This is a genomic window from Cohnella yongneupensis, assembly GCF_042655785.1.
GTDB lineage: Bacteria > Bacillota > Bacilli > Paenibacillales > Paenibacillaceae > Cohnella > Cohnella yongneupensis.
In genome coordinates this window covers 247,660-262,215 of sequence record NZ_JBHSNC010000056.1, presented here as the reverse complement: position 1 = coordinate 262,215, position 14,556 = coordinate 247,660, and the positions used below count along the sequence as shown (strand labels likewise).

At 55.5% G+C, this 14,556-nt stretch carries 14 protein-coding genes; 3 read left to right on the top strand and 11 right to left on the bottom strand.

Annotated features, from left to right (window positions below):
- Positions 1–3 precede the first annotated feature (3 nt).
- The 6 genes from ACFPQ4_RS20975 to ACFPQ4_RS20950 form a co-directional block, all read right to left on the bottom strand.
- The gene (locus ACFPQ4_RS20975) at positions 4–837 is read right to left on the bottom strand and encodes a deoxyribonuclease IV (RefSeq protein ID WP_378113855.1); all 834 of its coding nucleotides are present in this window, start codon (positions 835–837) and stop codon (positions 4–6) included.
- A 3-nt stretch (positions 838–840) separates the two neighbouring features.
- Positions 841–1,659 (bottom strand): Fpg/Nei family DNA glycosylase, encoded by an 819-nt coding sequence (locus ACFPQ4_RS20970; protein WP_378113854.1) that lies wholly within the window; start codon positions 1,657–1,659, stop codon positions 841–843.
- Between the two features lie 49 nt (positions 1,660–1,708).
- Positions 1,709–2,554, bottom strand: coding sequence for an HAD-IIA family hydrolase (locus ACFPQ4_RS20965; protein WP_378113853.1), 846 nt, complete (start codon positions 2,552–2,554; stop codon positions 1,709–1,711).
- A 24-nt stretch (positions 2,555–2,578) separates the two neighbouring features.
- On the bottom strand, positions 2,579–3,898 hold the full coding sequence (locus ACFPQ4_RS20960; RefSeq protein ID WP_378113852.1) for a ribonuclease H-like domain-containing protein: 1,320 nt from the start codon (positions 3,896–3,898) through the stop codon (positions 2,579–2,581).
- Positions 3,898–6,180, bottom strand: a complete 2,283-nt coding sequence (locus ACFPQ4_RS20955; RefSeq protein WP_378113851.1) for a DEAD/DEAH box helicase — start codon at positions 6,178–6,180, stop codon at positions 3,898–3,900. Before ACFPQ4_RS20955 ends, ACFPQ4_RS20960 begins: the two co-directional genes overlap by 1 nt.
- Positions 6,181–6,334: 154 nt before the next feature.
- Positions 6,335–6,781, bottom strand: coding sequence for a hypothetical protein (locus ACFPQ4_RS20950; RefSeq protein WP_378113850.1), 447 nt, complete (start codon positions 6,779–6,781; stop codon positions 6,335–6,337).
- Between the two features lie 201 nt (positions 6,782–6,982).
- On the opposite strand from ACFPQ4_RS20950, the gene tlp reads away from it, so the two are divergent.
- Complete coding sequence (gene tlp, locus ACFPQ4_RS20945; protein ID WP_378113848.1) at positions 6,983–7,198, top strand: small acid-soluble spore protein Tlp; 216 nt, start codon at positions 6,983–6,985, stop codon at positions 7,196–7,198.
- Between the two features lie 64 nt (positions 7,199–7,262).
- Here the strand turns inward: tlp and metH are convergent, their stop codons facing one another.
- The gene (gene metH / locus ACFPQ4_RS20940) at positions 7,263–10,715 is read right to left on the bottom strand and encodes a methionine synthase (RefSeq protein ID WP_378113847.1); all 3,453 of its coding nucleotides are present in this window, start codon (positions 10,713–10,715) and stop codon (positions 7,263–7,265) included.
- A gap of 146 nt (positions 10,716–10,861) precedes the next feature.
- On the opposite strand from metH, the gene ACFPQ4_RS20935 reads away from it, so the two are divergent.
- The gene (locus tag ACFPQ4_RS20935; RefSeq protein ID WP_378113846.1) at positions 10,862–11,401 is read left to right on the top strand and encodes a 1,2-dihydroxy-3-keto-5-methylthiopentene dioxygenase; all 540 of its coding nucleotides are present in this window, start codon (positions 10,862–10,864) and stop codon (positions 11,399–11,401) included.
- Positions 11,402–11,491: 90 nt separating this feature from the next.
- On the opposite strand, the gene ACFPQ4_RS20930 is transcribed toward ACFPQ4_RS20935, so the two are convergent.
- The 4 genes from ACFPQ4_RS20930 to yneA all read right to left on the bottom strand — a co-directional run bounded on the left by ACFPQ4_RS20930 (position 11,492) and on the right by yneA (position 13,687).
- A complete protein-coding gene (locus tag ACFPQ4_RS20930) occupies positions 11,492–12,283 on the bottom strand; it encodes an HAD family hydrolase (RefSeq protein WP_378113845.1) in 792 nt (263 codons plus the stop codon).
- Between the two features lie 13 nt (positions 12,284–12,296).
- Complete coding sequence (locus ACFPQ4_RS20925; protein WP_378113844.1) at positions 12,297–12,818, bottom strand: hypothetical protein; 522 nt, start codon at positions 12,816–12,818, stop codon at positions 12,297–12,299.
- A gap of 46 nt (positions 12,819–12,864) precedes the next feature.
- Positions 12,865–13,050 (bottom strand): DUF896 domain-containing protein, encoded by a 186-nt coding sequence (locus tag ACFPQ4_RS20920; protein WP_378113843.1) that lies wholly within the window; start codon positions 13,048–13,050, stop codon positions 12,865–12,867.
- Between the two features lie 223 nt (positions 13,051–13,273).
- Entirely contained in the window at positions 13,274–13,687 is a 414-nt protein-coding gene (yneA, locus tag ACFPQ4_RS20915; protein ID WP_378113842.1) for a cell division suppressor protein YneA, read from the bottom strand.
- Between the two features lie 161 nt (positions 13,688–13,848).
- On the opposite strand from yneA, the gene lexA reads away from it, so the two are divergent.
- Positions 13,849–14,469 carry a transcriptional repressor LexA gene (lexA, locus tag ACFPQ4_RS20910; RefSeq protein WP_378113841.1) on the top strand — a complete coding sequence of 207 codons (621 nt, stop codon included), beginning with the start codon at positions 13,849–13,851 and terminating at the stop codon, positions 14,467–14,469.
- Positions 14,470–14,556 lie beyond the last annotated feature (87 nt).

The following is a 14,556-nucleotide window of genomic DNA, read 5'->3' as shown; positions in this document are numbered from 1 at the left end:
CGTCTAATCCTCCTCCGACAGTCGCCTAGCCAGCACGATCTGCTCGCGATGCGATCTGCCTTCGCTTGTAGGCGTTTCCAAGAATAGAGGGACTTTCCTGATTTCGGGAGTGGCGAGCACTTCGCGAAACCCGTCTTCTCCGATATAACCCGCCCCGATCGGCGCATGCCGGTCTTTGCGCGAGCCTTGCTGAAACAAGGAGTCGTTCAAGTGAACGGCGCGCAGACTGTCCCACATGCGAAGCTTCCGCGCCCGCTCCGCGAACGCTTGCCAACCGCCGGGCTCCCATACGCCGCTGGCGAATAGGTGGCACGTGTCGAGACAGAACCCGATCTTGTCAGGTTCGTCGCACAAAGACCGGATTTGAACCCATTCCTCCGGCGCCGTTCCCATGGGACCGTGATCCCCAGCTTGATTTTCCAATAAAATCAACGCATCGCCATGCCAGTCGGAAGCGACTTTATTAATCCACTGTATTATATTTCGATAGCCCTCAAGCGGATCCTTCCCTTTGTGAACGCCAAAATGTACGACGACGCCGATCGAGCCGCACGCTTCCGCGATGGCCAGATCGTTAAGAGTGCAGGCCGCCATCCGGTCGCTCGCCTCCCCGGTTGCCGCCGGATTGACGAGGTAGGGTCCGTGGGCAATCGAAGCGATTCCGCGATCTAGGCACCAAGCTCGGCAACGCGACGCATCTTGCTCGGAGAACGTCTTGGGTTCAAGGGTGCGAGGGTTTTTCGGAAAATATTGAAAAGCATTCGCGCCGATCGAGACCGCATGCTCCGCCGCTTGACGATAACTGCCCCTCGTACTAACGTGACTGCCGATATGCATCGCTTATTCCGAGCCTTGGCAATGCGGGCAATAGAACATTTTGCGTCCGGATAACGTCTCGTGTTTAATCGCATTCCCGCAGACGCCGCACGTTTCGCCTTCCCGGTCATAGACTAGGCAACGGGAATTGTAGCCGCCCGTTAAGTGGTCGGCGGCGGTCAGTGGATATTCCATGTACCCGCCGGCTTCCTTCGCATCGAGCAGCACTTTCTTAATCGCGCCGTACAAGCGCTCGGTAGCCTCCGCATCCAGCTCGGACACCGCGATCGCCGGGTGCAGCTTCGCTTCGAAGCAAATTTCGTCGCTGTAGCAGTTGCCGATGCCGGCGATGAATCTTTGGTCCGTCAGCGTCGTCTTCAGCTTGCCTCTTTTGCTCTTCAGCCGCTTAGTGAAGGCTTCAAGCGTCAACCGCGAATCAAACGGCTCGGGACCGAGCTGCTTCATCTGATCGTGCGCCAATTTGGCCGTAATCCGGTGCAAGTAGCCAAGGCGCAAGCCCCCGAAGTACAAGCTGTTCCCATCCGCAAGCCGGATGATCACTTGATAATGGCTGTCTTCCATGGGCGCTTGCTCCCCGTAATAAATCCATCCGCCCAGCATCAGGTGCAGCAACAGGCGATTGCCGTCGTCCAGATGGAAGAGCAAATGCTTGCCTCTACGTTCCACGAACAAAATCGTACGGTTCGCCAGCGCGTTAGCGAACGTATCCGGAGGCTCGTTGATCGAGCCTTCGCGATTGACGACCGCGGTCGATATTTTAATCCCGCCCAGAAGCGTTGATAGCTGCGAACGGTAATGCTCCATTTCCGGCCATTCCGGCATGATGCTTCTTCCCCCCTGTGTCAGTGCCGCATAAGGAGTTTCTCCTTAGCTAGCCTGCGCTGATTCCATCGATCAGCTTCTCTAAATCGTCTAGCGTAGGGCATACGGCTTGCGGGATAACGCCTGCAGCCTTGCATTCGCGTTGCCAGCTGTCCGTATCGCAATATCCCGTAAGCACGAGAATCGACGGACATCCGGCGCTGTTGCCCGCCGCGATATCCGTGTACGGATTATCGCCTATGACCCAAGTGCGCTCGGGCGCGGTGCCCGCCAATCGCAACGCGTAATCCATTAAGATGGAAGAAGGCTTCCCGATCACGACGGGCTTTATGCCTGTCGCCGCTTCCAGAGCGGCGCCGATCGTCCCCGCCCCTGGAAGGAAGCTTCCTTCCATCGGTAGCAGGCGATCCGGATTCGTCTGCACGAACTTCGCACCGGCGAGCAAATGGTTGATGCCGGCCCGAAGCGTATCGTACGTTAATTGTCGGTCCAACCCTTGCACGACGATCGATGCGACGGCTTTATCGTCATGCTCGCCGACGATTCGCATGCCCGCTTCTCGCAGCGCTTCATGCAAGCCTCGTTCCCCGATGACGAAAGTATCGGCATCCGGATAATTATTCTTTACATAATAGGCTGCGGCCATGGCGGACGTGACGACGAAGCGCTCCTCCGTCGCGATATTTAGATGCCGCAAATGCTCCGCGACTTCGGCGGGCGTCCGAGTCGAATTGTTCGTGACGAACCAACAAGGCATCCCGCTTGTCGACAGCTTGGCAATTAACCGATCGGCGCCGGGAATGCGCTCACTTCCGCGGTAGAGCGTCCCGTCCAGATCGAATAATAGCGCTTCAGGCGTTGCCGTAACCTTTAATCCGTTGATCCAAGTATCCAAGTTGATGCTTCCCCTTCCGGCTGCTTAACGCTGGGCTTCGCGGGCGATCTTCGCCTGCAGTCGCTCCACCCTTCGTTGCAGCTTCTCTCTCTCGTCGCTTAGCGACGCGCTCGCCCTGTTCATGCGGGCGCGGCGTTGCAGCATGCCGAGCGCTCGCTGCGCATAATTTAACGCCGTTAACAAGTCCTTCGCGCGGTGCTCGTAATGCATCGCCAATTCGATCAGCGCATCCGGTCTTGGGAGCAACGCATACTCCGTGCTTGCTACGATTGCCTGCCAGAGCGATACCGCGCGCTCGTGTTGGCACAGCTTCTTGAACCTTGCCGCCAGCGGCAAGCACCATGCGCGGTCTCCGGCATCCGGCCGATTGGCGAGCCGATCGAACAGTCGCTCCGCATGAGCCGATTGCCCGTGCTTCTCCAGCCAACTCGCGGTGCAATACAGCTCCTCCCCGTCTTCGTCGTCCAGCGCCTCCGACTCGGGGCGATCCTCGAGCAGCTGCGCGAAATGCACGGCCAGCGCGGCAAGCGTGAGCACGTCTTTCTCGTTGTGTGCATAGACGCCATGAAGATGCTCGGGATTGCCGTCGTTCAAATACTGAACATAAAGCGCGGGAGCCATCGAACCGGGAACGTCTTCTCCCCGGATGTACCCTAATCGCGCTTCTTCGACGACGGCCAGCCTGCAGGAGGCGAGCGTCTTGCGCCATAGCGCGCGCGACGGATGAAGAAAGTCGAGATGGCCCGGCTCGGCGCCGTTGCTACGCCAGCCGTTCATAATGTAACGGTTCACGAGCACCGGCCAGTCGAACGTTCTTCCGTTATACGTAACCAGATGGTCCTTGTCCTTCAAATGCGAGAGCAAATAGTGCAACATCGCCCGCTCCTCGCCCGGGTGGCGGATGAGCGTCTGTTCGACGATGAACGTTTGCCCGTCATAATAGCCGAAACCGACCATGAACGGCACGTTGCCCGCTCCGACGCCAAGTCCCGTCGTCTCGGTATCAAGGAACAATAGCCTGCTTACATCGACGCCCGCAACCGGACGATCTTGATTTTGCCTTGCGGCGACGCAGCCGAGCCATGTCGCGGAGCGTTGAAGCTCCTCCAGCCCGTACCGGCCGTGATTGTACGGCAACGGATACGCGATCCGGCGCAGCAGGAAGCTGCCGCTTTCGTTCTCGATCTCCTCTATGCCCAGCGCGCGAAACGCCGGATGCAGCCGCGAGGAATCGGGTTCCTCGGCTACACTAGCGGGCATAGCTGATTCCGTCGCAGCCTCCGCGGCTTCCGATGCTTGCGCGGCGGCGCGAAGCCGCTCCAGTCTTTCCTTCAGCCCGCTCATTATTCGGCCCTCGCCGAACGAAGCAACGATAACGCCTGCGTCTTCCCTAGCAGGCCGACCTCCTCGATCGGACCGACGCACGCGGGACAACCGCTTAGACATCCGCAGCCGGTAATGAGCCGTTCCGCTTCTTCAAGCAGATCGCCGTGCATCTCGTACAGGCGCTGGCTTAGTCCGATGCCGCCCGGATAGCGATCGTAGAAATAGATCGTTGGCCGCTTCGTATGCGTCGCCTTCACTTGCGGCACGACGCGAATGTCGAACGGATCGCACATGAGATGCAGCGGCGCTAGATGGATAAGCACGTTCGCGAGTCCGAGCAATGCCATCTGCATGTCGTTCGCGCTGCGCTTCGCCGTCTCTTCCTCCGAGAACGAGAACCAGTAGCCGCTCGTATGCAAAATTTCTTCCGGCAAATGAATCGGTCCCGACCCGATATTCTCGTGCGTACGCAGCCGGATTTTTTTGAATATCGTCGGCTTCGCCATAACGGTCACTTCGCCGTAATGCCGGTCCAGCGGGCCCGTGCGCTCCTCCAGGTCCACGTGCAATACTTTCAGCTCCACCGCCAAGCTCGCGTCGGTGAAGTAGTCGACGTTCACTTGCCGGACGTACGCCTTCTTCTCCGGATAATCGAGCTTCTCTACTTGATATTGCACGCCCTCGTGCAAATAGATCGCTTCCTCGTGGACGAGCGTCGGGGCGCTGAACCGGTCGACTTCGCCGATGACTTTATGACCCTCGGTCATATCGATGATGACGATATTCTCCTGGGCCGCCGAACGAAGAGAAATGTTATGCGCCGGGAACGCTTGCTCCATCCAATACCAGCGCGTGCCTACGTGGTGGAGCACTTTCTCCTCTACGAGAAATTCGAGCAGATCCGTGAGCTTCTCGCCCCCGAAGACGTCTCCTTCTTCAAATGGCAGCTCGTACGCCGCGCACTTGATATGATCGAGAAGGATGAGCAGGTTATCGGGATGAATGCGCGCCTCTTCCGGCGGACGGCCGAGGAAGTAATCCGGATTTTGAATCAAATATTGATCGAGCGGATTACTGCTCGCCACGAGGAACGTAACCGAGCTGCTCTGACGGCGACCCGCGCGGCCGGACTGCTGCCACGTGCTCGCGATCGAGCCCGGATAGCCGTTGAGCACGCACGCTTGCAGCTGACCGATATCGATGCCGAGCTCGAGCGCGTTCGTACTGACGACGCCGCGAATCTCTCCGCTGCGCAATCCGCGTTCGATCTCGCGGCGCAGCTTCGGCAAATATCCGCCGCGATAGCCGCGTATCGATTTCTTGCCGAGCTCGCCCTTGACGAGCTCCTGCAAGTAAGTGAGCAAAATCTCGACCCTAACTCGGCTGCGCGCGAACACGATCGTCTGGATGCCGCTCTTGAGCAACAGCGCCGCCAGCTTCTGCGATTCGAGCACGCTGCTGCGACGGATGCCAAGCTGTTGGTTGACGACGGGCGGGTTGTAGAACACCATGTGCTTCTCCCCGGTCGGGGCGCCGTTGTCGTCGACTAGTGCGACCGGTTCACCGATTAAGCGCTCCGCGTGCTCGAGCGGATTACGGATCGTCGCCGACGCGCACAGAAATTGCGGGTTGCTGCCGTAAAACTTGCAAATCCGCTTCAACCGCCGAATGACATTCGCGACGTGACTGCCGAATACGCCGCGGTAAGAGTGCAGCTCGTCGATAATTATATATTTAATATTTTCGAACAGCTTGACCCACTTCGTATGATGCGGCAAAATCGCCGAATGCAGCATGTCTGGATTCGTAACGACGATATGTCCCGCGTTGCGGATCGCCGTGCGCACGGTCGGCGGCGTATCGCCGTCGTACGTATGCGTCTTGATGTCTACTTCCATCAGATCGGCAAGCTGCTGAAGCTCGGCGACCTGGTCTTGCGCCAGCGCCTTCGTGGGGAATAGATAGAGCGCCCGCGCGCTATCGTCCGAGAGCAGCGTCTGCAGAACGGGCAAGTTGTAGCAGAGCGTCTTCCCCGACGCCGTCGGCGTGACGGTCACGACGTGCCGGCCCTCGGTCACCGCTTGAAAGGACGCCGATTGATGCGTATACAGCTCCGTTATTCCTTTGCTCCTAAGCGCTTCGGACAGCTTCGGATGTATATAAGCAGGCAACGGCACCGAACGCGCCGGTCTCGCCGGCTGCGTATGCCAGTACGTTACGTTATCCATTAACTCGGGCTTGGATTTAAGCAAACCGAGCCATTCGTCCACCGATTCCGCTTTTTCCGTCCACGGATTCATGGCATTTCTCCTACCGGATCGTTTTCCTCTATTGTACAGAATATATGTTCGCCCAGCAATGGAAAACGAGCCTTGCGGCCCGTTTTCGACAAACTTGTCGTCTCCTGCGCTTTCCCGGGAAACTTTTTTGAAAATTCGCTTCATTCACTCGCCCTTAAACGTAAGGATATTGCCACGCCCGTTTATGCCAACCGATATGATGCTCAAGCACGTTGAACTGCGGATCCAGCACGACTTCCGCGCGATACGGCCACTCCAGCTCCCGCCAAAAACGCAAGTCGGTCCACGTGACCGCATATTTTCCGTCCGATCCGACCGTCCAAACGACGTATTTGCGCTTCGCGAAATCGATAAGCGTACGAACAGACGGCACGTCGCGCGAAGCTTCTATGCAAGGGTGCTGCGAACACGGAGGCAATGCCCGAGCCGGAACGAGCCGATTTCCGACGATCCACCCGAACTCGAACCCTTCGTCGGTTTGCGCGACGATTTGCCAGCGAAACCACCATAATCCCGGCAACGCGTGCAACGATCGCCATCGTCTATATTGCGTTTGAGCGCCATGGCCGCCAGCGTCGCCCCGAACAACAAATGAGAACATGTATCCATGCTTCATCCGTCCTTCCCGAGAGCATTTCCTGCTCCCGCTTCCAGCGTAAGCGATCACTGTCAGCAACGTTGCTCGGGGACGTTAACGGCATATTATTTTTCTTCGGGCATAATGCGCCGTATAGACCGCACGAATTCACGGCATCCTATTCGACGGGCCAACAACCCGATATGATCTAAAGGAGAGTTGAAAATGGCTAAGCCGGACGATCGGTCCGACAACGTAAGCAAGCTTCAAAACGCAAAGGCAAACACGCTCGACAACATCAGCGAGACGGAGCACTACTTGGATGAGCACGCGGCGGAGCTCGGCGACCAGGAACAAGAGCAGCTAGCGAGCAAAAACGCCAGACGCCGCCAAGCGGTTGAAGGCATGGAAAGCGAAATACAAGACGAACAAAACCAATAAACGCGATAAAACCCCGAAGCCGTCCGCCTTGTCCATGCGGGTCGACTTCGGGGTTTCGTATCTCTTAAACCTTTTCCACGTTAAAATATTGCGCCTCGGGATGCGCGAACACCATCGCCGATACGGAAGCTTCAGGCTCCATCATGAAGCCTTCCGTCAGATGAACGCCGATATCTTCGGGCTTCATCAGTTCGAACAGCGGACCTTGATCCTCGAGATCCGGGCACGCCGGGTAACCGAACGATACGCGAATGCCCTGGTATCTTGCGCCGAACCGTTGCTTCATCGTCATCTCTACCGGATCCGGGAAACCCCAGCTGTCGCGCATGATCTGATGCACGCGCTCCGCCAAGCCTTCCGCGACTTCGAGCGCGGTCGCCAGCAGCGCGTGGGAGCGCAGGTAATCGCCGCTCTCCTTCCACTTCTCGCCCTGCTCGCGGGCGCCTTGGCCCGCCGTAACGACGAGGAAGCCGACCGTATCCATAATGCCGCTTTCCACGGATTTCAGGAAGTCCGCCAAGCACAAGAACGGCGCGACTTGCTGGCGCGGGAACGAGAACCGCTTCAGCACGCGGGTCGTGTCCTCCGGATCGTAGACGAGAATATCGTTGCCTTCCGACTGCGCCGGGAAGAAGCGGTACATCGCTTGCGGCTTCAGCCAACCATGTTGTTGCGACAGGGACATGATCTCGTCGACCGTCGCTTTCAAGTTGACCGTCCGCTCGTCGCCCGCGGCGAGCAATTCTTCGACGTTGCCTTTCAAGCCGAGGTGATGACCGAGCAGCATTTGCAAGTTGACGTACGGTATAACGTGATTAAGCGGATAATCGCGGATTACGTGACGCTCGAAGTCCGGCGCCTTGAAGATCGGCGCGTCCTGCGAAATTTCCGAACGGCGGGCCCGCGTGAGCTCCGGCAGCACCTTCGGTTGCTCCGCTTGCTCGGCCAGCGCTTTCTGCTCTGCCCAATGCTCTTCGGTAATGCGTTTCCGATGCGCGGGATCGCCCAGCTTATTCGCGATATCGAGTCCGTCCATCGCGTCTTTCGCGTACATGACGATTCCGTCGTACTCTGGCGCGATACGGTTTTTGGTGAACTTGCGGGTCAGCGCCGCCCCGCCTACCAATATCGGAGCATCGATGCCCGCCGTGCGCAAATCTTGCGCCGTTATGACCATCTGCTGAGCCGACTTGACGAGCAAGCCGGAGAGGCCGATCGCATCCGGTTTCTCCGCGCGAGCCGCTTCGATAATTTGCTCCGGCGGCACTTTGATGCCGAGGTTCACGATCTTGTAGCCGTTGTTGGACAAAATGATCTCGACGAGGTTTTTGCCAATATCGTGCACGTCGCCTTTAACGGTCGCGAGCAGGATTTTGCCTTTGACGGCCGACTCGTCTTTCTCCATGTGCGGCTCGAGCTGCGCAACGGACGCTTTCATTACTTCCGCGCTCTGCAGCACTTCGGCTACGATTAGCTCATTGTTGTTAAATAGACGGCCGACTTCTTCCATCCCCGCCATAAGCGGACCGTTGATGATTTCGAGCGGAGCATACTTCTGCAGAGCCGCGTCGATATCGGCCGGGAGTCCGTCCTTGCTTCCTTCGACCACATAACCGGATAACCGTTCTTCTAGCGTCAGGTTTGATGCTTTGACCTTCTTCTCGACTTTCTTGTCGCGGAAAGCCGCGACGAACGCGGCGAGCGTCTCGTCGTTCGTGTCGTAGATGAGCGCTTCCGCCAGCTTGCGCTCGTGTTCCGGAATGGACGCGTAACGCTCGAGTTTCTCGGTATTCACGATCGCGTAGTCGAGACCGGCTTTCGTGCAATGGTAGAGATAGACGGAGTTCAGCACTTCGCGGCCTGCGTCCGGCAAACCGAACGAGATGTTGCTTAGGCCGAGAATCGTTTTCGCGCGCGGGTACTTCTCTTTGATCATCCGGATGCCTTCGATCGTCTCGACGGCGGATCCGATATATTGCGGGTCACCCGAGCCGATCGGGAACATATTCGGGTCGAAAATAATATCGTCCGGCTGCATCCCATATTTACCCGTTAGGAGCTCATAAGAGCGCGTAGCCACTTCCATTTTCGCTTCGCGAGATACCGCTTGTCCCCGCTCGTCGATCAGAATGCAGACGACAGCCGCTCCGTACTGATGGATGAGCGGCAAAATTTTCTCGAACTTCGATTCGCCGTCTTCCAAGTTAATCGAGTTGATGATTGCCTTGCCTTGCGAATATTTAAGACCTAGTTCGATAATATGATCGTAGGTCGAATCGAGCATAAGCGGCGCTTTGATCTTCTTCGTGACCATCGGCAAAAATTGATTGACCGCGTATTCCTCGTCGATATCGGTATCCTGCAAGTTAATATCGATAATTTGCGCGCCGCCCTTCACCTGGGCACGCGCGATATCGGAAGCTTCGTCGAATTTCTCTTCCTTGATGAGCCGCTTGAACTTCCGCGAGCCGGAAATGTTCGTCCGCTCGCCGATCATGATCGGTCGATTGTCATCCTCGATATAGACGGTCTCGATGCCGGATACGGCAGGCGGATGTTGCCCGACCATTGCACGAGGAGTGACGCCTTCCATTACTTTCGCCAAAGCGGCCATATGCGCGGGAGTCGTTCCGCAGCAACCGCCGGCGATGTTAATCCAGCCCTGCTCCGCGAACGCCAGCAGCTTCTTCGCTAGCGATTCCGGCGATTCATGATAATGCCCGTTCTCGTCCGGCAACCCCGCGTTCGGATAGCAGCTGACGGCTGCTCTTGCGATGCCGGACAGCGTCCGCAGATGATCGCGCATGAATTCCGGTCCCGTCGCGCAGTTAAGACCGATCGAGATCGGCTTCAGATGCTCGAGCGACACGTAGAAAGACTCGATGTTCTGGCCCGCGAGCGTCGTGCCCATCGGCTCGATCGTGCCGCTGATCATGATCGGTAGCGTCACGCCCGTCTCTTCGTACGCTTGGCGAACGGCGATGCTCGCCGCCTTAACGTTTAACGTATCCTGGGAAGTCTCGATCAAGATGACGTCTACATCACCCTCGATGAGCGCCACGACTTGCTCGCGATAACTTACGACAAGCTCGTCGAACGTGACGCCGCCGGTGACGGACAGCGTCTTCGTCGTCGGTCCGAGCGCGCCGGCCACGAACCGCGGCTTATCCGGCGTCGAATATTTATCGCAAGCCGCGCGTGCTAGCTTCGCAGCCGCAAGATTGATCTCTCTCGCTTTTTCAGGAATATCGTATTCCTGCAGCACGATGCTGGTCGCGCCGAACGTATTCGTCTCGATAATATCGGAACCCGCGGCCAAATACGCTTCGTGAATGCTTTGGATGACGTCCGGTCTAGTCAATACGAGAATCTCGTTGCAGCCGTCCAAATCCTCGCTTCCGAAGTCGTTCGCGGTCAAATCCGCTTGCTGGATCATCGTGCCCATAGCGCCGTCAAGAATAAGGATGCGTTTGGTTAGCTCCTCTTGCAGAGAAGGTTTGATATGCGTTAAAGTCATAATTAGAATCGCTTCTCCCGTCTGTCAAATCATTAAATTCTATAGTAACAGAATCAGGATGGGACGAAAAGGTGCACAATCGACATGCATCGGAATATCGTTTATAATTAAGGCACTAATTCACATTGGGAAAAGAGGAATTAACGATGGCTGAAATTCGGATCCGCAATACGAACGAGCGTATTAGCGGCGAACAAGAAGTACGCGAGTTTCTGAGCAAACAAGACGTGCTTTACGAGCACTGGGACCCTTCCAAGCTGCCTGCGCACCTGCAAGAGAAGTTCGCGCTGACCGACGAGGACAAGAGCGAAATTCTATCCACCTTCGATACGGAAATTCGCGACCTTGCCGACAGACGCGGTTACAAAACGTGGGATATTATTTCTCTGTCCGACGCAACGCCGAACCTCGACGAGCTGCTTAAAAAGTTCGAGAACGTGCATACGCATACGGAAGACGAAGTTCGCGCGATTACGGCGGGACGCGGTATCTTCATCATTAAAGGCAACGAAGAAATCGGTTATTTCGACGTCGAGCTCGAAGCCGGCGACGTAATCTCCGTACCTGAAGGTTATGCCCACTTCTTCACCCTGATGGACAATCGTCAGATCGTAGCCGTTCGCCTCTTCATCGAGACGGAAGGCTGGATCGCGCATAGCTACGACGATCCGACGTTCGTGAAATAATAGTTGAATCCATAACAAAAAGACGTATGAGCCGATATCGGTTCATACGTCTTTTAGTGTGAGTTGCTATTTCATCCTTGTCAGTGCGGGTTATAGCGTCTTCAAGAGCGCCGGAAGCTCGTTTAAGCTGCGGATCTCATGCTTCGGTACGATCTCGTCGTTGCGAGTCGCCTCGTGCCGGTTGATCCAAATCGATGTCATGCCGACTCGGTTCGCCCCGAGAATGTCGGTCGTCAGCTTGTCGCCGACCATTACGCCTTCTTCCGCCGTAATGCCGATACGTTCCGTCGCATGGGCGAACAGTCGCGGCGACGGCTTGCCTTCGCCAAAATCGCCGGAAATGACGATCGCGTCGAAGTACGGAATAAGCGTCGGCATTCCGTCCAGCTTCTCTTGTTGCAAATCAGGCGAGCCGTTCGTTAGTAACAATAGCTTGTAGTCTTTCCGAAGCTCGTCCAGCACGGCGAACGTCTCGTCATAAACGTACGGCAGACTGCGACGCTGCGCCGGAAAGTGCTCGGCAAGTTGCTGGCCCAGACTAGGATTATCGACGCCAAGCGCTGCCAGTCCAGCTGTCCAAGCGTTCGTCCGGTACGTCGGCGCGAGCTGCTCCAGCTTTCGGAACATCTCATGCTCGCCTTTTTTGAAATGGCCCCATAACGCTTCGAACGGGTTGATTCCGATCATTTGCGTAAAAGTGAACGTCTCGTAGGTTTCGTATAAGGCGCGCGCTTCTTTGCGCACGGATGCTTCCAATGCATGCTCGTCAAGCCCGGTCGACTCCGCGGCTAGTTTGCACGTGTTACGAAACGCTTCCGTAACGCTTCTCTCATCCCACAATAACGTATCGTCTAGATCGAATAATACGGCCTTAATCGACATCCCCAAGTTCTCCTCACTTCGTCTTCTGTTCCCACTCCACATGGTGCAGGTCTGCGTATATTTTTAGTCTCTCGGTCATCCGTTCGATCGGGAAACGGTTCATCAGCTTAGAAAATACCCAGTTACCGCCTTTGATCGTCTCGATGACGACATAGCCCGGTTGAATCGATATTTTGCGGACGTCCGTTGGACGTAATTGCTTGTAACCGGTAAACTTACGCGTCTCCAGCATGTCGCGCGTAACGGACAAATAAGGACGGCGCATAAAATAGAACAGCGCGAGCAGCATATAACACCCGATCGTCACCCAGAACAAAGTCGGATCGGTCAAGAAATCTTCCGACCAAGGTTTAGCTAACGTAACGTAGAGCGCGATCAACATGACAAGCAGGATCGGCACGACGTAATTGCGGCCTTTGAACTTGTCGACTTGCGGTGACGATGATTCGCTGATCGATTTTTTGCCGTTTTTTTTACGGCGTTTGTTAACTTGCTTTGCGTTTTTCTGAACCATGCGTTCCCATGAACGGGACATAAAGCTCCTCCTCGTCAATAACTGCTGCGGTTTGCCATCGATCTATTTAGTGAATAATCGTTGGTTTCTCATCCGTGACTTCGATTTGATCCAGCTGTTGCTTGAAGTTTTTCTTGAAATTGATCAAGTATTCCTTCCGCAGCCGATCGCGCTCGACGACTTCCGCTTCCGTTAAGCCTTCGGCTTTGCTTTTGCGCGCTAATTCATTAATACGTTGGATATGCTTCTCCATGTCGATGTCACTCCCTTCAATATACCTACTCTACTTTGACATTAACGCAGTTGCCTTGTCAAGAAAACGGCGGACGCAAAAACAGACCGGTTTCCCGGTCTGTAGAACATGCGTTCTCATGACGTGTTCTTATGTAAAGTCATACAAGCTAGCTACTTGTGAGGTGACTTAGTTCATCTAGTTACTAACTATAAATATGTGTTCGGATTTTGTTCTCATGCTGTTAAGGAAGCATCTTTGCCGGCAATACGAGCGTCTGTCCGGTGTGCAAAGAAGAGGACGCAAGTCCATTACGCTTCATAAGCACGTGAACGGCTTCGCGTGTATCCATATTGTCCTTCTTATAAGTACCCGCTAATTCCCACAGGGTGTCGCCGCTATCAACGGAGATAACAATCTCGTTCGCAGATGCCGGAGTGCCCGCTTCGCTCGATGCGAACGTATGTGCGAACGCAAAGCCGCTGAACAGGATAACAAAGGCGATCACGATAAACAAGGAGCGTGCAACGCCTAGACCGCGATGCGAACGCGTCGTTGCTGAAGCCGTTCTAACAGCGTATCTAGGCTTCAAAGGAGCCACCATCTTATGAATAGTAGAAGCAGGAGCAGAAGATCCGGATACCCATGTATGTACCATTTACGCTCACCCCAAACATTTGTTCTGGTATCAGATTAACACGAACACATGATCGTGTCAACAAATTTTGGAACATTTGTTCGGCGGAACGAATGTTTGTGCGAACTCGAGTTCTGTGTTATAATTTGTCATCATGAACTGATACATAGGGAGGGCTTGGCGTGTCCAAGATGTCCAATCGCCAAAATGCCATTTTAGAATTCATTAAGACTGAAGTTAGGGAAAAGGGTTATCCCCCGTCCGTTCGCGAAATCGGCGAAGCTGTAGGCCTCGCTTCCAGCTCCACGGTCCACGGTCACCTGGATCGCCTAGAAAAGAAAGGCTTAATCCGCCGCGACCCGACGAAGCCTCGCGCGATCGAGATTCTAGGCGATGACGAATCCATGTACGGACTAGCCTCATCCGTTCGCCAAATCCCGCTAGTCGGGAAAGTAACGGCCGGCGTGCCGATTACCGCTACGGAGAACATCGAAGAATACTTCCCGCTGCCGACGACGATGGTCGGCGATCAACCGGTATTCATGCTTTCCGTACAAGGCGATAGCATGATCGAAGCCGGTATCCACGACGGCGACTACGTTATCGTCCGCCAGCAACCGAACGCAACGAACGGCGATATCGTCGTCGCGATGACGGAAGACAATGAAGCTACGGTCAAGACGTTTTACAAGGAACGCGACCATATCCGTCTCCAACCCGAGAATGCCAGCATGTCGCCTCTTCGTTACCCGAACGTCAGCATCCTAGGTAAAGTCATCGGCCTGATTCGCTCCTTTATGTAAACATGCTTTAACTAATTAGAGGTTTCTCCATTGCCCACGTACACCGGGGCTGGGGAACCTCTTTTTTTGTGCGACAAAATGGCATTC